The organism is Burkholderia sp. Tr-862, from assembly GCF_011753085.1.
GTDB classification, from domain to species: Bacteria; Pseudomonadota; Gammaproteobacteria; order Burkholderiales; family Burkholderiaceae; genus Burkholderia; species Burkholderia ambifaria.
The window spans coordinates 31,355-53,742 of record NZ_VWWG01000032.1 but is presented as its reverse complement, the minus strand read 5'-3'; the positions used below and the strand labels follow the sequence as shown (position 1 = coordinate 53,742).

General features: G+C 68.7%; 17 protein-coding genes. 14 read left to right on the top strand and 3 right to left on the bottom strand.

Annotated elements, in window-relative coordinates:
* From F3J14_RS12610 to F3J14_RS12585, 6 genes are all read left to right on the top strand, one after another.
* Positions 1-1,305: aldehyde dehydrogenase (locus F3J14_RS12610; RefSeq protein WP_166723268.1), on the top strand; the 1,305-nt coding region annotated here is incomplete at its 5' end.
* Positions 1,302-3,209 carry a feruloyl-CoA synthase gene (locus tag F3J14_RS12605; protein WP_166723267.1) on the top strand — a complete coding sequence of 636 codons (1,908 nt, stop codon included), beginning with the start codon at positions 1,302-1,304 and terminating at the stop codon, positions 3,207-3,209. The genes F3J14_RS12610 and F3J14_RS12605, both read left to right, overlap by 4 nt.
* A gap of 230 nt (positions 3,210-3,439) precedes the next feature.
* Positions 3,440-4,645 carry a 3-(3-hydroxy-phenyl)propionate transporter MhpT gene (gene mhpT / locus F3J14_RS12600; RefSeq protein WP_166723266.1) on the top strand — a complete coding sequence of 402 codons (1,206 nt, stop codon included), beginning with the start codon at positions 3,440-3,442 and terminating at the stop codon, positions 4,643-4,645.
* Positions 4,646-4,709: 64 nt separating this feature from the next.
* Positions 4,710-5,858 (top strand): porin, encoded by a 1,149-nt coding sequence (locus tag F3J14_RS12595; RefSeq protein ID WP_166723265.1) that lies wholly within the window; start codon positions 4,710-4,712, stop codon positions 5,856-5,858.
* A 28-nt stretch (positions 5,859-5,886) separates the two neighbouring features.
* Positions 5,887-7,608 carry a tannase/feruloyl esterase family alpha/beta hydrolase gene (locus tag F3J14_RS12590; protein ID WP_166723264.1) on the top strand — a complete coding sequence of 574 codons (1,722 nt, stop codon included), beginning with the start codon at positions 5,887-5,889 and terminating at the stop codon, positions 7,606-7,608.
* 230 nt (positions 7,609-7,838) lie between these two features.
* Entirely contained in the window at positions 7,839-8,456 is a 618-nt protein-coding gene (locus F3J14_RS12585) for a 3'-5' exonuclease (protein WP_166723263.1), read from the top strand.
* Positions 8,457-8,458: 2 nt separating this feature from the next.
* Here the strand turns inward: F3J14_RS12585 and F3J14_RS12580 are convergent, their stop codons facing one another.
* The gene (locus tag F3J14_RS12580; protein ID WP_166723262.1) at positions 8,459-8,935 is read right to left on the bottom strand and encodes an Lrp/AsnC family transcriptional regulator; all 477 of its coding nucleotides are present in this window, start codon (positions 8,933-8,935) and stop codon (positions 8,459-8,461) included.
* 181 nt (positions 8,936-9,116) lie between these two features.
* Between F3J14_RS12580 and F3J14_RS12575 the strand changes: the two genes are divergently transcribed.
* Both F3J14_RS12575 and F3J14_RS12570 read left to right on the top strand, forming a co-directional pair.
* Positions 9,117-10,361 carry a diaminopropionate ammonia-lyase gene (locus F3J14_RS12575; protein WP_166723261.1) on the top strand — a complete coding sequence of 415 codons (1,245 nt, stop codon included), beginning with the start codon at positions 9,117-9,119 and terminating at the stop codon, positions 10,359-10,361.
* Positions 10,362-10,399: 38 nt separating this feature from the next.
* The gene (locus F3J14_RS12570; protein WP_166723269.1) at positions 10,400-11,584 is read left to right on the top strand and encodes a M20 aminoacylase family protein; all 1,185 of its coding nucleotides are present in this window, start codon (positions 10,400-10,402) and stop codon (positions 11,582-11,584) included.
* 66 nt (positions 11,585-11,650) lie between these two features.
* Here the strand turns inward: F3J14_RS12570 and F3J14_RS12565 are convergent, their stop codons facing one another.
* Positions 11,651-12,364: a GntR family transcriptional regulator gene (locus F3J14_RS12565; RefSeq protein WP_166723260.1), complete on the bottom strand. Its 714-nt coding sequence runs from the start codon at positions 12,362-12,364 to the stop codon at positions 11,651-11,653.
* A gap of 172 nt (positions 12,365-12,536) precedes the next feature.
* Here F3J14_RS12565 and F3J14_RS12560 point away from each other — a divergent pair, with 172 nt between their 5' ends.
* The 5 genes from F3J14_RS12560 (at position 12,537) to F3J14_RS12540 (ending at position 18,600) form a co-directional block, all read left to right on the top strand.
* Positions 12,537-13,835: an MFS transporter gene (locus tag F3J14_RS12560; protein ID WP_166723259.1), complete on the top strand. Its 1,299-nt coding sequence runs from the start codon at positions 12,537-12,539 to the stop codon at positions 13,833-13,835.
* A gap of 63 nt (positions 13,836-13,898) precedes the next feature.
* On the top strand, positions 13,899-14,627 hold the full coding sequence (locus F3J14_RS12555) for an aspartate/glutamate racemase family protein (protein WP_166723258.1): 729 nt from the start codon (positions 13,899-13,901) through the stop codon (positions 14,625-14,627).
* Between the two features lie 10 nt (positions 14,628-14,637).
* On the top strand, positions 14,638-16,053 hold the full coding sequence (hydA, locus tag F3J14_RS12550) for a dihydropyrimidinase (RefSeq protein ID WP_166723257.1): 1,416 nt from the start codon (positions 14,638-14,640) through the stop codon (positions 16,051-16,053).
* A 64-nt stretch (positions 16,054-16,117) separates the two neighbouring features.
* The gene (locus F3J14_RS12545; RefSeq protein ID WP_166723256.1) at positions 16,118-17,314 is read left to right on the top strand and encodes a serine hydrolase; all 1,197 of its coding nucleotides are present in this window, start codon (positions 16,118-16,120) and stop codon (positions 17,312-17,314) included.
* Positions 17,314-18,600: a serine hydrolase gene (locus tag F3J14_RS12540; protein ID WP_166723255.1), complete on the top strand. Its 1,287-nt coding sequence runs from the start codon at positions 17,314-17,316 to the stop codon at positions 18,598-18,600. The genes F3J14_RS12545 and F3J14_RS12540 overlap by 1 nt, the downstream gene beginning before the upstream one ends.
* Positions 18,601-18,658: 58 nt before the next feature.
* Here F3J14_RS12540 and F3J14_RS12535 read toward each other — a convergent pair whose 3' ends face one another.
* Positions 18,659-20,017 carry an aspartate aminotransferase family protein gene (locus F3J14_RS12535; protein WP_166723254.1) on the bottom strand — a complete coding sequence of 453 codons (1,359 nt, stop codon included), beginning with the start codon at positions 20,015-20,017 and terminating at the stop codon, positions 18,659-18,661.
* A gap of 325 nt (positions 20,018-20,342) precedes the next feature.
* Here F3J14_RS12535 and F3J14_RS12530 point away from each other — a divergent pair, with 325 nt between their 5' ends.
* The gene (locus F3J14_RS12530) at positions 20,343-22,337 is read left to right on the top strand and encodes a glycoside hydrolase family 28 protein (RefSeq protein ID WP_166723253.1); all 1,995 of its coding nucleotides are present in this window, start codon (positions 20,343-20,345) and stop codon (positions 22,335-22,337) included.
* Positions 22,338-22,388: the final 51 nt, after the last annotated feature.

Here is a 22,388-nt window from a genome sequence, read left to right as displayed (position 1 = left end):
GCCGCGCACCGCGCGTTTCCCGCCTGGGCGGCGCTCGCGCCGACCGAGCGGCGCCGCCGGCTGCTGAAGGCGGCCGACCTGATGGACGCGCGCATCGACGAAATCATCGCGACCGGCGTCGCCGAAACCGGCGCGACGCCCGGCTGGCTCGGCTTCAACGTGACGCTCGCGGCGAACATGCTGCGCGAGGCCGCGTCGATGACCACCCAGATCGACGGCGACGTGATCCCGTCCGACGTGCCCGGCAATCTCGCGCTCGCGATGCGCGTGCCGTGCGGCGTGGTGCTCGGCATCGCGCCGTGGAATGCACCGGTAATCCTCGGCACGCGCGCGCTGGCCATGCCGCTTGCGTGCGGCAACACGGTCGTGCTGAAGGCGTCCGAGGCGTGCCCGGGCGTGCACGCGCTGATCGGCGCGGTGCTGGACGACGCCGGGCTCGGCGCGGGCGTCGTCAACGTGATCACGCACGCGGCGGCCGATGCGCCGGAACTCGTCGAGCGGCTGATCGCGCATCCGCACGTGAAGCGGATCAACTTCACCGGGTCGACGCACGTTGGGCGCATCATCGCGCGCCACGCGGCCGCGCACCTGAAACCCGTGCTGCTCGAACTCGGCGGCAAGGCACCGGTGCTCGTGCTCGACGACGCGGATGTCGACGCAGCCGTCGACGCGATCGCATTCGGCGCGTTCTTCAACCAGGGGCAGATCTGCATGTCGACCGAGCGCGTGATCGCCGCGCGGCCGATCGCCGATGCGCTCGTCGAACGGCTCGCCGAGAAGGCGCGCACGCTGGTCGCCGGCGATCCGCTGGCCGGCCATCCGCTCGGCACGATGGTCGACGCGGCGGCCGCCGCGCGCGCGGCGTCGCTCGTCGAGGATGCACGTGCGCACGGCGCGCGCTTGCCACTCGGCTGCCGGATCGACGGCGCGACGATGCAGCCGGCGATCGTCGACGGCGTCACGCGCGACATGCGGCTCTATCGCGAGGAATCGTTCGCGCCGGTGGTCGCGATCCTGCGCGCGGACAGCGACGACGAAGCGGTCGCGCTCGCGAACGACAGCGAGTTCGGACTGTCGGCGAGCGTGTTCAGCCGCGATATCGCACGGGCGATGACGCTCGCGCGACGGATCGAGTCGGGGATCTGCCACATCAACGGGCCGACGGTGCACGACGAGGCGCAGATGCCGTTCGGCGGCACCAAGGCGAGCGGTTACGGCCGCTTCGGCAGCCGCGCGTCGATCGTCGAATTCACCGAGCTGCGCTGGATCACCGTGCAGACCACGCCGCGGCATTACCCCATATGAGCGAGGCCACGATGAATGCATCGAAGCCCGCGAGCGGGCCGGTGAACGACACGGGCGGCATGCGCTATCGCGCAGCGGCCGTCGCCGTGGGCGCGGCCGAGATTCGCCGCGCGGAAAACGGCACGTGGTACCTGCGTTCGCGCGAACCGCTCGGCGACTACCCGACGCGCCTGACCGACTGCCTCGTGCGCGGCGCGCAAGCGCACCCCGACCGCGTGCTGGCCGCGCGGCGCGGCGCCGACGGCCGCTGGATCGAGATTACCTACGCGCAAATGCTCGAGCGCGCTCGCGCGCTCGGCCAGGGCCTCGTCGATCTCGGGCTGTCGGCCGAGCGTCCGCTCGCGGTGCTGTCCGGCAACGATCTCGAGCATCTGCAACTGATGTTCGCGGCCATGCTGGCCGGCGTGCCGTATGCGCCGATCTCGCCCGCGTATTCGCTCGTGTCGACCGACTACGGCAAGCTGCGCCACACGCTCGGCGTCCTGCGCCCGGGTGCGGTCTTCGTCGCCGAACGCGCGCCGTTCACGCGTGCGCTCGACGCCACGTTGCCGGCCGATGCGGCGCTGCTCGTCGCACGCGACGACGATGCCGGCGCGCACGGAAAGGGCCGCGCGGTGCCGCTCTCGCGCTTGCTCGCCACGGTCCCGCGCACGATCGACGCGATCCACGCGGCGGTCGGCCCCGATCATTTGGCGAAGATCCTGTTCACATCCGGTTCGACGAAGCAGCCGAAGGCGGTGCCGACCACGCACCGGATGCTGTGCAGCAACCAGCAGATGCTGCGCCAGACGATGCCCGAGCTCACGCGCGAGCCGCCGGTGCTGGTCGACTGGCTGCCGTGGAATCACACGTTCGGCGGCAGTCACAACCTCGGCATCGCGCTGTACAACGGCGGCACGCTGTACATCGACGACGGCCGCCCGATGCCGGGCCGCTTCGACGAAACCGTGCGCAACCTGCGCGAGATCGCGCCGACGATCTACTTCAACGTGCCGAAGGGCTGGGAAGAGCTGACCGTCGCGCTCGAACGCGATGCCGCGCTGCGCGACACGTTCTTCTCGCGCGTGAAGCTGTATTTCTTCGGCGGCGCGGGGCTGTCGCAGGCCGCGTGGGACCGGCTCGACCGCGTGACCTACGCGCATTGCGGCGAGCGCATCCGGATCATGGCCGGCCTCGGGATGACGGAGGCGTCGCCGTCGTGCCTGTTCACGACGGGGCCGCTGATGCGCGCCGGCTATATCGGGCTGCCCGCGCCCGGCTGCGACGCGAAGCTGGTGCCGTGCGGCGGCAAGCTCGAGCTGCGTTTCAAGGGGCCGAACGTGATGCGCGGCTACTGGCACGCGGACGTCGATCCGCGCGACGTGTTCGACGACGAAGGGTATTACCGCAGCGGCGACGCGGGGGTCTTTGCCGATCCGCAGCGGCCGGAACTCGGGCTGCAGTTCGACGGGCGGCTGACCGAGGACTTCAAGCTGAGCAGCGGCACCTTCGTCAGCGTCGGGCCGTTGCGCGCGAACGCGGTGTCGAGTGGCGCGCCATACGTGCAGGACGTGGTCGTCACCGGGATCAATCGCGACGACATCGGGCTGCTCGTGTTTCCGCGCGTCGACGCGTGCCGCGCGCTGGCGGGGCTCGCCGCCGACGCGCCGGTATCCGACGTGCTGCGCGCACCGGCCGTGCGCGCGGCGTTCGCGACGTGGCTTGCCGCGCTGAACCGGCATGCCAGCGGCGGTTCGACGTTCGTCGCGCGCATCCGGCTGATCGACACGCCGCCGTCGCTCGATCTCGGCGAAGTGACCGACAAGGGGTCGCTGAACCAGGCGGCCGTGCAGCAGCATCGCGCGGCGACGATCGACGCGCTGTACGACCCGGCGCGGCGCGATCCCGACGTGATTTACGCGTAGGCAGCACGAGCAGGCATAAGCAGGAACGAGCAGGACCAAGCAGGACCAAGCAGGCATAACGACCGGCCGGCCACGACACCGGCAGGCATTCTTGCGGCCAGCGAATCAGGCTGCCTGATAAAGGCGGCCGTTCGGACGACCCCTTGCGCGCCGATCCGCCACTGTCCGGCGGCGGCGCGCGACGGCCGTTGCAGAGCCGACCGACTACAAGACATGGGATTGGAGACAGGATGAACACTTACGTTGCCGAAAAATCCACGGTCGCGACCACGCTCGCGCTGTGTTTCGCGGTTGCACTCCTCGAAGGGCTCGACCTGCAGTCGGTCGGTGTCGCCGCGCCGCGCATGGCGCGTGAATTCGGGCTGACCGTGTCGCAGATGGGCATCGCGTTCAGCGCGGGCACCTTCGGGCTGCTGCCGGGCGCGATGCTCGGCGGGCGGCTCGCCGACAGGATCGGCCGCAAGCGCGTGCTGATCGCGTCGGCCGTGCTGTTCGGGCTGCTGTCGATCGCTACCGCACAGGTGTCGAGCTTCTGGATGCTCGTCGTCGTGCGCGTGCTGACCGGCATCGGCCTCGGCGGCGCGATGCCGAACCTGATCGCGCTGTCGTCCGAAGCGGTCGAGCCGCGCTCGCGCAGCAGCGCGGTGGCGACGATGTACTGCGGCATTCCGTTCGGCGGCGTGATTGCATCGCTGATCGGCGTGCTGCTCGCCGGCGACACCGAATGGCGGCACATCTTCTACGTCGGCGGTGCCGGGCCGCTGCTGCTCGTGCCGCTGCTCGCGTGGTGCCTGCCGGAATCGCGTGCGTATCTCGACGTCGCCGGCACGCCGGCCGCGCGCACCAGCGTCGCGCACACGCTGTTCGGCGACGGCCGCACGACGTCGACGTTCGCGCTGTGGATCAGCTACTTCTGCACGCTGATCGTCCTCTACTTCCTGCTGAACTGGCTGCCGTCGCTGATGGCCGCGCGCGGGCTCGACCGCGAGCATGTCGGCCTCGTGCAGATCGCGTTCAACGTCGGCGCGGGGCTCGGTGCGCTCGGCATCGGCGCGGCGCTCGACCGGATGCGCGCGTCGCGCGTGGTCGGCGGCATGTATGTCGGGATCGTGCTGTCGCTTGCCGCGCTCTCGGCCGCGCCCGGCTTCGCGTCGCTCGCGGCGGCCGCGTTTGCCGCCGGGATGTTCGTGGTCGGCGGGCAGTCGGTGCTGTATGCGCTCGCGGCGATCTATTACCCGACCGCGATGCGCGGCACGGGCGTCGGCGCGGCGGTGGCGGTCGGCCGGCTCGGTTCCGTCGTCGGGCCGCTCGCGGCCGCGACGCTGCTGGCTGCCGGTCGCAGCGCGCCGGTCGTGATCGGCGCGAGCATCCCCGTCACGCTCGTCGCGGCCGTCGCCGCGCTGGTGCTGATTCGCCGCCCGCAAGCCGGCGACTGACTTTCACGGTTTTTCGATGCGCGCCGTCAGAGCGTGCCTACTCAAGGTCTGGAGACACAACGCAATGAAGACGAAAACCAGGAACGGCCTGCTGGCCGCCGGCGCCTGCTGCGCGCTCGCCGCGCCCGGCGCGCACGCGCAGTCGAGCGTGACGCTGTACGGGATCATCGACACGGGCGTCGAGTTCGTGTCGCACGCGAACGCGGCCGGCGACCACGTGGTGCGCATGCCGGGCGTGACGGGCGAGCTGCCGTCACGCTGGGGCCTGCGCGGCACCGAGGATCTCGGCGGCGGCTACCAGGCGGTGTTCACGCTCGAAAGCGGTTTCAACGTGCGCGGCGGCGATCTCGGGCAGGGCGGGCGGCTGTTCGGGCGGCAGGCGTTCGTCGGGCTGAAGAGCGGCTTCGGCACGCTCGCGTTCGGCCGCCAGTACACGATGACGTATCTCGCGCTGCAGGGCGCGGACATCATCGGCCCCGACATCTACGGGCTCGGCTCGCTCGACGCGTACGTGCCGAACGGCCGCGCCGACAACGCGGTGACCTACGTCGGCACGTATCGCGGCGTGACGCTCGGCGCCGCGTATTCGTTCGGCCGCGACGGCGCGGGCACCGGCAACTCGCCGGGGCAGGGCACGTGCGCGGGGCAGGTGCCGGGCGACGCGGTGCAATGCCGCAACTGGTCGGTGATGCTCAAGTACGACAGCGCGTATTTCGGTGCGGCGGCGTCGTACGAAGAGCAGCGCGGGGGCACGGGCGCCGCCGCGAACTTCTTCGACGGCGTCGCGCCGGTCGCCTTCACCAGCAGCGGCGGCAAGGATGCACGCACGCACGTGAGCGCCTACGCGCAGGCGGCCGGCGCGCGCATCGGCGCGGGCTGGATCGGGCGGCGCGTGTCGACCGGTTCGCCGGCCGCGGCCGGCGCGCATTCGGACCTGTTCTTCCTCGGCGCGTCGTATGCGATCAAGCCCGACTTCGTCGTCGACGGCGAAGGCTACCGGATCGTCAACAGCGCGCACGACACGCGCGCGACGATGGCCACGCTGCGCGCGACCTATCTGCTGACCAAGCGCACGGCCGTCTACGCGCAATCGTCGTATCTGTGGAACAGCGCGCATGCGCGCTACGCGGTCAGCGGCGGCGGGGCCGGCACGACGCCCGGCCAGGGGATGGGGCAGCTCGGCGCGATGGTCGGCGTCCGGCACATGTTCTGATCTGGCAGCCTGACGAACGGGAGACATCGTGAACCGAAAATCTGCATTCCTCTGTATCGCGCCGCTGTCGGCGGCCATGCTCGCCGGTTGCGGCGGCGACGATTCGGTCAGCTCCGCGCCGACGCATCTGAGCGCCGCGACGCCGGCCGCGATGACGCAGACGTGCGACGCGCTCGCCGCGAAGCTCGCGTATGCGAACACGTCGTTCACATCGGTGACGACCGCGGCCGCCGGCGCGCTGACGGTGGCCGGCAAGCCGATCGCCGAGCACTGCGTGATCGCCGGGAAGATGAACGAGCGCGTGAGCGCGGTGGACGGCAACACCTACGCGATCGGCTTCCAGATGCGCTTGCCGAAGGCGTGGAACGGCCGCTTCTTCTACCAGGCGAACGGCGGGCTCGACGGCAACGTCGTGACCGCGACCGGCGAGATCGGCGGCGGCGGGCCGCTGACCGACGCGCTGAATATGGGTTTCGCGGTGATCAGCTCGGATTCCGGGCACAGCGCCGCGCAGAACCCGCTGTTCGGCCTCGATCCGCAGGCACGGCTCGACTACGGCTACGGCGCCGTCGATGCGCTCACGCCGATGGCCAAGCAGGTGATCCGGCTCGCGTACGGGAAAGCGCCCGACCGCAGCTATTTCGGCGGCTGCTCGAACGGCGGCCGTCACGCGATGGTCACGGCCGTGCGCAACCCGGGCGACTACGACGGGATCATCGCCGGTGACCCGGGCTTTCACCTGCCGAAGGCGGCGATCGGCGAGATGTACGGCGCGCAGCAGTTCGCGAAGATTGCGTCGGCGACCGGCTCGAACGGGCTGCCGGACATCCGCAGCGGCTTCAACGACGCGGAGCGCCAGTTCGTCGGCGCGAAGATTCTCGACAAGTGCGATGCGCTCGACGGCGCGACGGACGGCATGGTGCAGGACGTCGCCGCCTGTCAGGCGCACTTCAGCGTCGAGACGGACATCCCGGCCTGCGCGAACGGCACGCGCACCGGATCCTGCCTGACGACCGCGCAGAAGAGTGCGCTCGAGAACGTGTTCGCGGGTGCGCGCAACAGCGCGGGCACGGCGCTCTACGCGAGCTTTCCATACGATCCGGGTGTGGCCGCCGCCGGCTGGGCCGGCTGGAAGCAGTCGAATTCGATCACGCTCGACCCGGCCGCGATGGCGTTCACGTTCATGACGCCGCCGAAAACCGCCGCGACGCTCGCGAACCTCGCCGGCTTCGCGCTCGGCTTCGACATGGACAACGACGCGCCGGCGATCTTCGCGACGAACGGCGTGTACACGCAATCGTCGTGGTCGTTCATGACGCCGCCCGACGAGACCAACCTGTCCGCGCTGAAGTCGCGCGGCGCGAAGCTGCTCGTCTATCACGGCACCGGCGATCCCGTGTTCTCGTTCAACGACACGCGCGACTGGTATGCGCAGGTCGCCCAGGCAAACGGCGGCGATGCGTCGAGTTTCGCGCGCTTCTATCCGGTGCCGGGGATGAACCACTGCTCGGGCGGGCCGGCGGCCGACCAGTTCGACATGCTGACGCCGCTCGTGGCGTGGGTCGAGCAGGGGCAGGCGCCCGCCGCGATCGTTGCCACCGCGCGCGACGCGACGAACGCGGTGCCGAATGCGGACGTGCCGAGCGCGTGGGGGGCCGGCCGCACGCGTCCGCTGTGCCCGTATCCGCAGGTCGCGCGCTACAACGGCTCGGGCGACGTGAATTCGGCGGCGAGCTTCAGTTGTCGCTGACCGTGCCCGTGTGCGGATGTGCCGAAGGGGGCGTGGATCGGCACATCCGCGGTGGCTCCGCAGCGGCAATGGCGAGCGCGCCGGTGCGCAGGGAAAAAGCGGCGGTGAGCCGCGCGTGACGAGGGCGATTGCCGCCGCAGGCGGCGTCCCGGGATACTATGGCGCTTTCTTGTCGGCGCGACGCGTTCTGACCGACGTTCCTCGCCAGGTATCTTTCCTCTGATTCAACCATGCAAACCGTAGCGGTACTGGACTTCGAAACCACCGGGCTTTCTCCGAACCTGGGCGACAGGGCGACCGAGATCGCCGTGATCCTTCTGCGCGACGGCGAGATCGTCGACCGTTACCAGAGCCTGATGAACGCGGGACGCCGCATTCCGTCCGACGTCGTCGCGCTCACCGGGATCACGAACGAGATGATTGCGTCGGCGCCCCCGGTATCGAAGGTCATGAAGGAAGCCGCCGCGTTCGTCGGAAACCATCCGGTCGTCGCGCACAACGCCGGCTTCGACAAGCGGTTCTGGCAGGCCGAGCTCGGGATGCTCGGCATGGCGGCCGAGCATGCGTTTGCGTGCACGATGCTCGTCGCGCGGCGCGTCTACCCGCACGCGCGCAGTCACCGCCTGTCGAGCCTGGCGGACATGCTGCGCTTGCCGCAGACGGGCCGCGCTCACCGGGCGATGGTCGACGCGGAGATCGCGAGCCATCTGTGGTGCCGGTTGCAGCGCGACATCGGCGCGACTTACGGCCTGCGGCACATCGATCACGGGCTCATGTCGCGCTTGCAGACGACGAGCAAGGCCAAGGTCGCGACGTTTTTCGGGTCATTGGCCGCCGACGGGCGCTGACATCACTCGCCAAGGTCCACCGGCACCTCGAGCCCGACCTTCACGCGGCTCATGCTCACCAGCGTCTTGAACCGCTTCACGTTGTTGTTCGCGAAGAACAGCTCGCGCGTGAGCGCGCTGTACTGATCCATGTTGCGCACGGCCAGGATCAGCACGAAATCCCATTCCCCGGTCACGTAGTAGCACTGCTGGATCTGCGGGCAGCGCTCGAAGGTCCGCTTCATCGCGTCGAGCAGGTCGATCTGCTCGCTCTCGACCTCCACGTTCACGACGATCGTCAGCGGATGATCGACCTTGTCCGGCGCGACGACCGCCGTATAGCGCTCGATCACGCCGTCGTCCGCGAGCCGCCGCAGGCGGCGGTTCACGGCGGCGGTCGACAGGTTCACGCGGGCGCCGAGTTCGTTCTGCGGCGTGTGCGCGTCGCGCTGGACTTCCATCAGCAGCTTGCGATCGAACGCATCGAGTAGGGTGGGCATGATGGCGCGGCAACCTCGAAAGAATGAGAAATTTTTGCGTCCGATCCGTCGATTTGGCGATTTTTTTGACCGGCCCGCGCAATATTATTTTTCGGACCGACGGCGAGCGCAACCCGTATGCGCCCGCACCGCATCCACCGACGGGCCGCCCGCGCGGCCCTTTTCCGGAGCCCTTCCCGCCATGCTGATCGCCAACCCCCGCGCGTCGCGCACCACCTATCCCGATACGCTGCGCCGTGTCATGAACATCGCGGCGGCCGACGAGAGCGGCGCGTGGCTGTCGCACTGGCCGCTCGTCGGCGCCGCGCGCACGCCGTTGCGCCCGCTGCCCGACCTGGCCGCGCGGCTCGGCGTCGCGAGCGTCAGCGTGAAGGACGAGGCGTGCCGCTCGCCGCTCGGCAGTTTCAAGGCGCTCGGCGCGCCGATCGCGCTGATGCGGCTCGTGAAGCGGCTGCGGCACCGCGAGGAACTCGATCCGCGGGGGCTCGTCACGGGCCGCTACGCGGCGTCGCTGGCCGACCTCACGGTGATCAGCGCGACCGATGGCAATCACGGCCGCGCGCTGGCCGCCGCCGCGCGCGCGATCGGTTGCCGCTGCGTGATCGTGCTGCACGCGCACGTCGACGCGGAGCGCGAGCACGCGATCGCCGAGCACGGCGCGCGGATCGTGCGGATCGCCGGCAACTATGACGAATCGGTCGTTCACGCCGCGCGGCTCGCGCACGAGAACGGCTGGCACGTGGTGTCGGATACGTCGTACGACGGCTACGAGGCGATTCCGCGCGACGTGATGCAGGGCTACGGCGTGATCGCGGCCGAAGCGCTCGCGCAGCAGCCGGCGGACGAACCCGACGATGGCGGCCGGCCGTTCACGCACGTGTTCCTGCAGGGCGGCGTCGGCGGTCTGGCGGCTGGCGTCGCGAGCTATCTTTGGGAGCACGCTGGCACGCGGCGGCCGCATTTCATCGTCGTCGAGCCGCGCCAGGCCGATTGCCTGTACCAGAGCGCGCTCGCCGGGCGCGCGACGAAGGCGACCGGCAGCGTCGACTCGGTGATGGCCGGGCTCGCGTGCGGCGAGGCGTCGCCGCTCGCGTGGGATTTTCTCGAGCCGAGCATCGACCACTTCATGCTGATCGACGACGACGACGCGGTGCGGGCGATGCGTGCGCTGGCTGCCGGTAGCGCGCGCGACGTACCGTTCGTGTCCGGCGAGTCGGGCGCGGCGGGCATCGCGGGGCTGACCGTGCTGATGCGCGATCCGGCGCTGGCGCGTCAGGCGGGGCTTGATGTCCATTCGCGCGTGCTGGCGATCAACACGGAAGGCGCGACCGCGCCGTCCGTCTACCGGCAGTGCCTCGGCGATACGGCCGACGCGGTGCTCGCGCGCCAGCGCGACTGGCTGAACCACGCGGCCGCGATGGCCTGAGCGAACCGAACGACATGACGATCGACGAGGCAAGCACGATGGACGCAATCGACGCAACGGAAGAAAGCACGCTGCAGGGGCAGCTGAAGACCTGGCGCCGGCATCTGCACCAGTACCCGGAGACGGGTTTCGAGGAAGTGAACACATCGGACTACGTCGCACGGATCCTGACGACGCTCGGGCTCGACGTGCATCGCGGGATCGGCGGCACGGGCATCGTCGCGAACCTGACGGTCGGCACCGGCACGCGCGCGATCGGCATCCGCGCGGACATGGACGCACTGAACATCGCCGAGCACGCGCCGGGCCGCGAACATGCGTCGCGCACGCCGGGCAAGATGCACGCGTGCGGGCACGATGGCCACATGTCGATGGTGCTTGGCGCCGCGCGGCTGCTGGCCGAGCGCCGGGACTTCGACGGCACGGTGCGCTTCATTTTCCAGCCGGCCGAGGAGCATGGGCGCGGCGCGAAGGCGATGATGGCCGACGGCCTGTTCGAGCGCTTTCCGGTGGACGCGATCTTCGGTGCGCACAACATGCCGGGCCTGCGCGCCGGAACGTTCTCGACGCGCGCGGGCGGCATCATGGCGAGCGAGGACAACTTCGTGATCCGGATCGACGGGCGCGGCACGCATGCGGCGCGCCCCCACATGGGCATCGATCCGATCGTGATCGGCGCGCAGATCGTGCTCGCGCTGCAGACGATCGTGTCGCGCAATCTCGATCCGGGCCAGCCGGCCGTGATCTCGTGCACGGAGTTCATCACCGACGGGCTGCGCAACGTGCTTCCGTCGACGGTGACGATCAAGGGCGACACGCGCAGCTATTCGCGCGACGTGCAGGCGCTGCTGGAAACGCGGATGCGCGAGATCAGCGAGGGAATCTGCCGCACGCACGGCGCGACCTGCACGTTCGAGTACACGCACGAGTTCGCGCCGACGGTGAATTCTCCGGAATGGGTCGACACGGCCGTGCAGGCCGCCGCGCAGGTCGCGGGCGCCGATGCGGTGAACGCCAACGTGCAGCCGATGATGATCTCGGAAGACTTCGGCGCGTTCTTGCCGGTGGTGCCGGGCAACTTCGTGTTCATCGGCAACGGAGAAGCAGCCGGGCGCGGCGGCGTGCCGCTGCACAACGCGACGTACGATTTCAACGACGAGATCCTGCCGGTCGGCGCGCGCTATTTCGCGGAAGTGGCGCGGCGCGCGTTGAAGGCCGCGTAGTGCGTCGCCGGCAGGCCGCTACGCGGCCGGTTCGTTCGTGCGTTCGTGCGTTCGTTCGGTAGGCGGCTACGCGCCGGCCGCCCGCTTGCCGGGTGCGTCGGCCGTGCTGGTGCGATCGAGGATCGCCAGCACTTCGCGCGCGGTGTTCTCCGAATGGCTGCGCAGCACCTGCGGCAGCACCGCATGGTCGGGATCGGCGAGCGCGGCCATGATTTCCTCGTGCTCGTTCAGCGATTCGGCCCAGCGCAACGTGTCGGCATTCGCGGCGCCGCGCGCGCGGTGCACCTTCGACATCAGCGACGCATAGATGCCCGACAGCACCGGGTTGCCCGCCGCGTCAATGATCATCTGATGGATCTGCTGGTTCAGCCGGAAATATTCGACCCGCTTGCCGGCCTCGTGGCACTCGACCATCCGCCGGTGCTTCGCCTGCAGCGCGGCGAGCGCGGACGCGCCGATGCGCTTGCGCAGCAATTCTCCCGCCATCGCCTCGAGCCCGTGCAGCAGCTCGAACGTCGAGACGAGATCGTCGACGTCGATCGACGCGACGCGATAGCCGATGTACTGGCGATGGGTGACGGCGCCTTCCGCGACGAGCACCTTCAGCGCCTCGCGCAGCGGCGTCTTCGACACGTCGAACGCTAGGCTCAGCTCTTTTTCGTCGATGCGCGCGCCGGGCGGCAATTCGCCCTCGTCGATCATCACGCGCAGGCGCGCGGCGATCTCCGCGGCCATGCCGCGGGTGCGCAGAAGGAGGGGATTGCGGGGTGTCTGGCTCATGATGGTGCGAGCTTATCACGATATCGGGGCTTACCCTGCACCATCGTAGTGACAAAACAAATTCAATAAAACCAATCGTTTACGATAACTGTAATTATAAATTTCTAATCCTATACTTGGCTCAACGTTGCGCGACGTCCTGATCATCCTCGTTCATCCCTGGAGTCCGTCCATGTCTTCAACCTCCGGTGTCGCTGCCATGACGGTCGGCAAGTCCGCCGTCCGCTGGAAGATATTCGTCGTCATGCTGAGCCTCATTGCGATCAACTACGTCGATCGCGCGTCGCTGTCCGTCGCCATGCCTTACATCTCGCAGGAGTTCCACATCGGGCCGGCGATGGAGGGTCTGATCCTCAGCTCGTTTTTCTGGACCTATGCGGTCATGCAAATCCCGGGCGGGATGCTGGCCGACCGGTTCAAGCCGCGCATCGTGATCGCGATGGCGACCGTGTTCTGGGGTTTCTTCCAGGCGATCGCCGCGCTGTGCACGAACGCACCGTCGCTCTTGCTCACCCGCCTCGGCCTCGGCGCGTCCGAAGCGCCGATCTACCCGGCCGGCGGCAAGCTCAACGCGATCTGGATGACGCAGACCGAGCGCGGCCGCGGCGCCACGCTGCTCGACGGCGGCGCGCCGCTCGGCGCGGCCCTGGGCGCGGTGCTGATCGCCGGCCTGATCGCGCTGCTCGGCTCGTGGCGGCTCGCGTTCGCGGTGGCCGGCGTCGGCACGGTGCTCGCCGGTTTCCTCGCGTGGTACTACATCCGCAATACGCCGCGCGAGCATCCGGGCGTCAACGACCTCGAAGCCGACTACATCGAGGCGTCGCACGCGAGCGACCTCGCGGCCGAGCCGGCCGGTGCGTCGGGCCGCTCGCGCGACTTCTTCAAGTACCGCTCGGTGTGGTGCATGTTCTTCGGCTGGATGTGCTTCAACAGCGTGTTCTACGGGCTGCTCACGTGGATGCCGAACTACCTGCACAAGGTGCACGGCTTCGACATCAAGCAGATGGGCGGCTCGACCTTCATCATCTTTTTCTGCGGCTTCATCGGCGAGCTGCTCGGCGGCTGGATCGCCGACAAGTGGAAGGCCGCGGGCGGCCGCCCGAACGTCGTGATGCGCACGCTGTTCGGCATCGCAGCGGTGATCGCGACCGTGTCGATCTTTTCCGTCGCCTACGTGAAGAGCCCGGTGGTGTGCGTCGCGCTGCTGTCGTCGACGCTGTTCTTCCTGCGCTGGTGCGGCCTGTACTGGTGCATCCCGTCGTCGCTCGGCACGCGCAACAAGATCGGCTTCCTGGGCGGCCTCATGAACCTCGGCGGCAACCTCGGCGGCGTCACCGTGCCGATCCTCGTCGGCGCGATCGTGCAGTTCACCGGTTCCTACTTCCTTGCGCTGATGGTGTTCGCGGCGGCCGGCGTCGGCCTGCTCGTGTGCTCCAGCGCGATCGACTACGAAAACAAGCTCCCGGTCTGACCGACTCCTTGACCGACCCTTTTCACCGCATCGATTGCATTCACTGGTAGAGAGAACCTCATCATGAAGAAACGTACCCTGCTCGGCATGCTCACGCCTTCCTCCAACACGTCGCTCGAGCCGCTGACGAGCGCGATGGTCGCCGGGCTGCCGGGCGTGTCCGCGCACTTCGCGCGCTTTCCGGTCACCGAGATCTCGCTGACGGGGCAGGCGCTCGGCCAGTTCGACGACGACAAGATCATCCAGGCCGCGATGCTGCTCGCCGATGCGAAGGTCGACGTGATCGCATGGAACGGCACGTCGTCCGGCTGGCTCGGCTTCGAGGCCGACGAGCGGCTGTGCGAGCGCATCACCGAAGCGACCGGCATTCCGGCCACGACCTCGGTGCTCGCGCTCAACGAGATCCTGAAGAAGACCCGCGCGCACGAGTTCGGCCTCGTCACGCCGTATCTCGACGACGTGCAGACGAAGATCGTCGACAACTATCGCCGCTCGGGCCTGAACTGCATCGCCGAGCGTCACCTGAACCTGAAGGTCAATTTCTCGTTCTCCGAAGTGACGGGCGACCAGATCGGCGCGATGGTGCGCGAAGTCGCGAAGGCCGGCCCGCGCGCGATCTCGATCTTCTGCACGAACCTGAACGCCGCGCACCTGGTGCCCGCGCTCGAGGAAGAGACGGGCATCCCGATCTACGACACGATCTCGACCGTCGTGTGGAAGTCGCTGCAGCTCGCCGACTACGACACGCGGCAAGTGAAGGGCTGGGGGCGTCTCTTCAGCGACGTGATCTGAGGCGCGCGTCATGTCGAACGATCTCGATTTCGTAATCCGTCACGCGGACGTCGTGACGGCGGCGGACCGGTTCTCGTGCGACATCGGCATCCGCGCGGGGCGCGTGGCCATGCTCGGCCACGGGCTGCCGCGAGCGCCGCGCGAGCTCGATGCGAGCGGGCTGCTCGTGATGCCGGGCGGCGTCGATGCGCACTGCCATCTCGACCAGCCGATGCCCGACGGACTGAAGATGGCCGACGACTTCCTGTCCGGCACGCGCTCCGCGCTGTGCGGCGGCACCACCACCGTGGTTCCGTTCGCCGCGCAGGCGAAGGGGCAGTCGCTGCAGGCGGCCGTCGACGACTATCACCGGCGCGCGCAAGGGCGCGCGCTGATCGACTACGGCTTTCACCTGATCGTCGCCGATCCGACGCCGCACGTGCTGGCCGAGGAACTGCCGCGGCTGATCGCGAACGGCTATACGTCGTTCAAGGTGTACATGACCTACGACGACCTGAAGCTGAACGACCGGCAGATGCTCGACGTGCTGTCGGTCGCGCGCGAGCACGGCGCGCTCGTGATGGTGCATGCGGAAAACTCGGACTGCATCGGCTGGCTGACCGAGCGGCTGCTCGGCGACGGCCACGTCGCGCCGCATTTCCATGCGCATGCGCGGCCGGCCGTGGTCGAGCGCGAGGCGACGCATCGCGCGATCGCGTTCGCGGAACTGGTCGACGTGCCGATCCTGATCGTGCACGTGTCGGGTGCGGAAGCGATCGAGCAGATCCGCTGGGGGCAGTCGCGCGGGTTGCCGATCCTGGCCGAAACCTGCCCGCAGTACCTGTACCTGACGGCCGACGATCTCGGCCACGGCGGTCACGACGGCTACGAAGGCGCAAAGTGCGTGTGCAGTCCGCCGCCGCGCGATCCGGCGAACCAGCAGGCCGTGTGGAAGGCGCTGAAGCAGGGCGTGTTCTCGGTGTTTTCCTCGGACCATGCGCCGTTCAACTACGACGATCCGTGCGGCAAGCATCCGGGCGGCCATGCCGTTTCGTTCGACCATATCCCGAACGGAATTCCGGGGCTCGAGACGCGCTTGCCGCTGCTGTTCGACGGCGTGCGCAAGGGGCGGCTATCGCTGCACCAGTTCGTCGAGCTGACGTCGCTGCGGCCCGCGAAGCTGTACGGGCTGTATCCGCGCAAGGGGACGATCGCGGTCGGCGCCGATGCGGATATCGTCGTATGGGATCCGGACAAGCGCGTGCGGATCGCGAATGCGTCGCTCCATCATGCGGTTGACTACACGCCCTATGAAGGGATCGAGGTGACGGGCTGGCCGCGTCATTGCCTGTCGCGTGGCGAACTGCTCGTGGAGGACGGCCGGCTGCTCGCGGCGGAGCCGGGGCGCGGACAGTTCCTGCCGGCCGGCAAACCGTGTCTCGACTGACGTCACGGCAGGTGATGTGACGTTCCGCCGGAGACGGCGGTTGCGCATTTCAACAGGAGCAACGATGAGCGTTTCCCAAGCAATGCGCGGCATCGCGGCCGTCGCGATCGTCGCCGGGTCGTGCGGCGGCCCGGCGCTGGCCGCCGGTGGCGCGCCGCAGGATCTGCCGAGCGTGGTGCCCGAAGCGGCGGGCGTCGATTCGGCGCCGCTCGTGCGGATGTCCGAATGGCTGCGCCGCGACCGGATGGACGTGCGCAGCCTCGTCGTCGTGAAGGACGGCAAGATCGTGTTCGAGCGCTACGGCGACGGCCTCACGCGCGACAACAACTACGAGCTCTATTCGGTGACGAAGACGATCACCGCGCTGCTCGCCGGCATCCTCGACGGCGAGGGCAAGCTCGCTCCGTCGACGAAGGTCGCGCCGCTGATCGGCGCCGCGCGGCCCGATCTCGCGAGCGAACTCGCGGACAAGCAGGACATCGAGCTGCGGCACCTGATGTCGATGTCGAGCGGCTTGCGCTACACGACGCGCGAAGGCACCGACCCGCTGTACTACGACGCGCCCGACCGGCTGCGCGTCGCGGTGACGAGCCGTGCCGCGCAGCCGCCCGGCGCGCATTTCGACTACATCGACGTGAACCCGGTGCTGGTCGGCACGGCCGTGTCGATCGCCGCGGGCGAGCGCGAGGACGACTTCGCGCGCAAGCGGCTGTTCGCGCCGCTCGGCTTCGCGCACTACCGCTGGAGTGGCGCCGACGGTACTGGCGCGGTGGCGGGCGGCTGGGGCCTGCGGCTGCGCGCGATCGACATGGCGAAGATCGGCATGCTGCTGCTCGACCAGGGGCGCTGGAACGGCAAGCAGGTCGTGCCGGCCGGCTGGGTCCGGCAGATGACGACGCCGTCGCCTGCCGCGGCCGATTACGGCTATTACTGCTGGATCAGTCACGTCGTCGAGCACGGCACGCCGGAATTCGGCGCGATGGGCTTCAAGGGGCAGTTCATCACGGTGCTGCCCGCGCAGCGCGCGGTCGTCGTGATGACGAGCCTGCTGCCGACGGACGGCGGCCTGCGCGATGCGACCTACCTGAACCTGTATCGGCGGATGGTCGGCGACTACATCCTGCCGGCGCTCACGCCGGCGCAGCCGCCGGTCGAAAGTGCGCAGGCCACGCAGGCGTTGCGCGACGAACTGGCGCGCAGCCGGCAGACGAAGGGCGTGCCCGGTACCGCCGCCGCATTCAACGATGCACCGGAGATTTGATGAGGATCACGAACGTCATTGACCAATCGTCCGCGTGGCCCGATGCGCGGCGGCCCGCAGCGCCTCTCGTGCGCCGGCTGCTCGCGCGGCTTGCGGCGCTGCTGATCGGCGGCGGTGCGCTTTCGCCGGTGCCGATGCTGTCTGCGGCGCACGCGGCCGACGTGCTGCCACCGCTGCACGAAACCGGCCTCGCGGCAGCCGCACCCGAAGACGCCGGCGTCGATTCGCGCAAGCTCGTCGACCTGTCGCGCTGGATCCGCGAGCAGAAGCTCGACGTGTACAGCCTGCTCGTCGTGAAGGACGGCAAGCTGATCTTCGAGCGCTACGCTGCGAATGCGTCGCGCGATTCGACCTACGAGCTGTACTCGGTGACGAAGGCCGTGACGTCGCTCGTCGCCGGCATCCTGGTCGATCGCGGGGCCGTGCATCTCGACGAGCCGGTGGCCGCGCGGCTCGCCGCATGGCGCCCCGACCTCGGCGGCGCGCTCGCGGACAAGCGCGGCATCGAGCTGACGCACGTGCTGTCGATGTCGAGCGGCCTGCATTACGACTTCAGCCCGAAGGACGATCCGATCTACTACACCGCGCCGGACCGGCTGAAGCTCGCCGCGTCGGCCGCACCGAAGGTCGCGCCCGGCACCGCGTTCGAGTACACCGACGTGAACCCGATCCTCGCATCGGCGATGTTGAGCGCGGCGGCCGGCGAACCCGTCGAGCGCTATGCGCAGACGCATCTGTTCGGCCCGCTGGACATGAAGCGGGCCGCATGGGAACGCGCGGACCGCACGGGGCTCGTGTCGGCCGGCTGGGGGCTGCGGCTGCGCGCGGTCGACATGGCGAAGATCGGCATGCTCGTGCTCGACGGCGGGCGCTGGCAGGGGCGGCAGGTGGTGCCGCAAGCGTGGATCGCGCAGATGACGGCGCCGCGCGTGTCGCCGCATTTCGGCTACTACTGGTGGATCAACAACATCGTCGAGCGCGAACCCGAATTCGACGCGATGGGCTTCAAGGGGCAATTCATCACGGTGCTGCCGAAGCGCAATACGGTGATCGTGATGACCGGCGTGCTGCCGGTGGACGGCGGCCTGCGCGATGCGGAGAACGTGAAGCTCTTTCGCCGGATGGTGAACGGTTACATCCTGCCGGCGCTCGATGGTGGCGCTGCGTCGGTGCAGGGTTCGGGCGGCGGCGATACGCGCGCGGCGTTGCGCGACGAGCTTGAAGTGAGCGCACGCACTGCAGGCGTGCCGGGCACGCAGGTCGATCCGACGGATCTGCCGAAGTAGCTTGGGCGCAGGCGTCGGGCTCGCGCATGCCGGCGAGCCCGACGCGCCGCTCGTCACATCACGCCAGCTCACCCAGACACGCGTCGAACTGCGTGACGAGCGTGTCGACGTCGTCGGCCGTCGTCTGCGGACACACGAGCATCATGTTGTGGAACGGCGTGATCAGCACGCCGCGGTTCAGCAGGTACAGATGCACGATGTGCTCGAGCTCGCTGTCGAGTTGTTCGCCCGCGATCGTGCCGTTGCGCGGCGGCGTGGGCGTGAACTGGAACTCGGTGCGCGCGCCGATGCGTGTCACGCACCACGGCAGACCGTGTTTCGCGATCGCCTGTTCGAGCCCGGTGGCGAGTCGCGCGGCCAGTTCGAACATGTGCGCATACGCGGCGTCGGTCGCGACTTCGGCGAGCGTCGCGCGCATCGCTCGCATCGCGAGCATGTTCGCGGTGAGCGTCGTACCGATCCCGGAATGGCCGGGCGGCGCGTTCAGCTTCGCCTCTTTCGCGCGTTCCGCGAATTCGGCGCTGAAACCGTACACCGCGCACGGCACGCCGCCGGCGATCGGCTTACCGACCACCAGCGCGTCCGCGTCGAGGCCGTGCGCGGCCGCGTAGCCGCCCGGGCCGCTGCTGATCGTGTGCGTTTCGTCGATCACGAGCAGCGTGCCGTAGCGGCGCGTCAGCGCGCGCGCCGCCTCCCAGAAGCCCGGCTCCGGCAGCACCATCCCGATGTTCGTCATCGCGGGCTCGGCGAGCACGCATGCGACATCACCATCCTTCAGCGCCGCTTCGAGCGCGGCGAGATCGTTGAACTCGACGACGCGCGTGTTCGCGAGCAGGTCGTAGGACTGCCCGAGCAGGCTGTCGCGCTGCATGGGGCGGCCGTTGACGAGGTCGACGAACACGTCGTCGACGGTGCCGTGATAGCAGCCGTTGAACACGACGATCGTGTTGCGGCCGGTGGCCGCGCGCACCCAGCGCAGCACGAAGCGGTTCGCGTCGCTCGCGCTCAGCGCGAACTGCCAGACCGGCAGCCGGAAGCGGCGCGCCAGTTCGCGCGACACCCAGGCGGCGTCCTCGCTTGGCAGCATCGTCGTGTAGCCGCGGGTCGCCTGGTCGGCGAGCGCGCGCGCGACCGGCTCGGGCGCATGGCCGAACATCGCGCCGGTGTCGCCGAGGCAGAAGTCCGCATAACGATGACCGTCGACGTCGGTGAAGGTCGCGCCGCGCGCTTCCTTCACGACGAGCGAGAACGGGGTCGACCAGTCCTGCATCCAGTGCAACGGCACGCCGAACAGCAAATGCTCGGCGGCTTCCGCGGACAACGCGCGGGAGGTCGGCATGGCTTCGGTGAATGCAAGTCGCTTGCGATCGAACAGCGCGCGGGCGCGGATGAGGTCGACTCCGTGTCGGGTCTGCAATTGAGGCTCCTGTGACGGGTTGGAATGGACGGGTGAGGCCTCCGCGAGCTTGTCATATTCCACGCGCGAGGTCGATTCGGGCTCGACCGCGTCGCTGTCGGACATCGAGTTTTTGCGCATAAAGATACGACAACATATATCTTTATGCGCGGATCAAGAAGTGAGTGTGCGCTCACATATCCGACATCAAGCCAGTAGAAACAGGGTAAACGACAGATACGTCCTCGTCTGGGATCGCGTCTAGACTGCGCAATGTAGTACGACGACGTATGAATAACGATCCGCCGTCCGGCGTATCGATCCCCTAATCCCTGAAGGAGTGCCCATGGCTGCGAACCGTCGCCGTTCGTCCTCGTCTGTCGGATCGCCCGCGCCGCGGCGGCTATCGCGTCGCGACTTCATCGGCTGGACCGGCGCGCTCGCAGGCGGCGCCGCACTCGGCGGACCGCTCGCGGCGACCCGCGCGTTTGCGGCCGGCACGTCGCCCAATGCGGCGGTCGACCTGATCTGGGGCGAGCACGGTGCGGCGGCGCGCATCGCGGCATCGCTCGCGCATGTGTCGCGCCTCGCGTTCCGCAGGCACGACTTCGACGTCACGCACTACGGCGCACGCGCGTGCGCGACCGTCGCGCAGACGTCGCCGTACCCGGCGGGGAAATCTCCGGTCAGCCCCGGTTCCGAACTGACGACCGCGCCCGGCGCGTTCGACTCGCGTCCGGCGTTTCTCGCGGCGATCGACGCGTGCGTGCGCGAAGGCGGCGGCCGCGTGGTCGTGCCGCCCGGCAACTGGTACTGCGCGGGGCCGATCGTGCTGCAAAGCAACGTGAATTTCCACCTGAGCGCGAACTGCACGATCTACTTCAGCCCGAACCCGGCCGACTATGCGAAGGACGGCCCGGTCGACTGCGGCGCGAATGGCCGCCTGTACTACAGCCGCTGGCAGGCGAACGACTGCCTGAACTATGGCGCCCCCGTCTATGCGCGCAACGCGACGAACATCGCGCTGACCGGCGAAGGGCCGACGTCGGTGCTGAACGGCCAAGCGATGACGCCGTTCTCCGGCGCCGGCAGCAGCAGCGTGTGCTGGTGGACCTACAAGGGCTCGTCGGGTGCATACGGTGCCGGCGCGACGGTGCCGGCCCAGAACTATGCGAATCCGAACAACGTCGACCTGCGGATCGTTGCGCCCGCGATCCCCGACGCGCTCTATGCGCTGCTCACGTCGCCCGTCACGCCGTGGCAGCAGGATCAGAACTACCTGCCCGCGCTGTCCGAGGCCGGTGTGCCGGTCGAGCAGCGCATCTTTGGCCTCGGCCACTACCTGCGCCCGTGCATGGTCGAATTCATCGGCTGCACCAACGTGTTGATGGAGCACTACCAGACGCAAAACACGCCGTTCTGGCAGCACCATCCGACCGCGAGCCGCAACGTCGTGATGCGCGGCGTGACGACGAACAGCATCGGCCCGAACAACGACGGCTTCGATCCGGACGCGTGCACCGACGTACTGTGCGAAGGCTGCACGTTCAACACCGGCGACGACTGCATCGCGATCAAGTCGGGCAAGGACCGCGACACGGAATACGGTCCCGCGAAGCGGCACCTGATCCGCAATTGCACGATGAACAGCGGGCACGGCGGCATCACGCTCGGCAGCGAGATGGGCGGCGGCGTCGAGCAGATCTACGCGACCCACCTGTCGATGCTGAACGCGAACTGGCAGACCAACCCGCTGAACATCGCGATTCGCGTGAAGACGAACATGAACCGGGGCGGCTACGTGAAGGACTTCCACGTGAAGGGCGTCACGCTGCCGAACGGCGTGACGCTGAAGGGCGGGGGCTACGGCAGCGCGCTGCTCGCGGGCAGCCCGGTCAACGCGAGCGTGCCGCTCGGCGTGGTGACGCCGTCGGCCGGCAATCCGTCGGCCGCGCAGGGCGGCATCGTCACGTTCGACTGCGACTACCAGCCCGCGAACGACGCCGTGCGCACGCGGCCGCCGGTCGTGCAGAACGTGACGATCTCCGACGTGAAGGCGAGCAACGTGACGCTGAACGGCGTGACCGCGTCGTGCTTCCAGGCGATCGTCGCGCAGGGGCCGGTCGCGTTCGACTACAACGGCACGCCGCCGACGCCGGCCGTGCAGCCGATCTCCGGCGTGACGATCAGCAACTGCGACTTCGGCACGCCGGTCGCGTCGGGCACGCCGACCGTCACGTCGCCGGGGCCGATCTACGCGTTCAACGTGAGCGCGATGACGCTGACGAACGTGACGATCGCCGGGCAGGCCGTCAACATGACGGTCACCGACGTGCGGTGAGGTAACGCGCGAGCAGGCGTTCGCATGCGGCCGGTCGATGCATGCGGACGC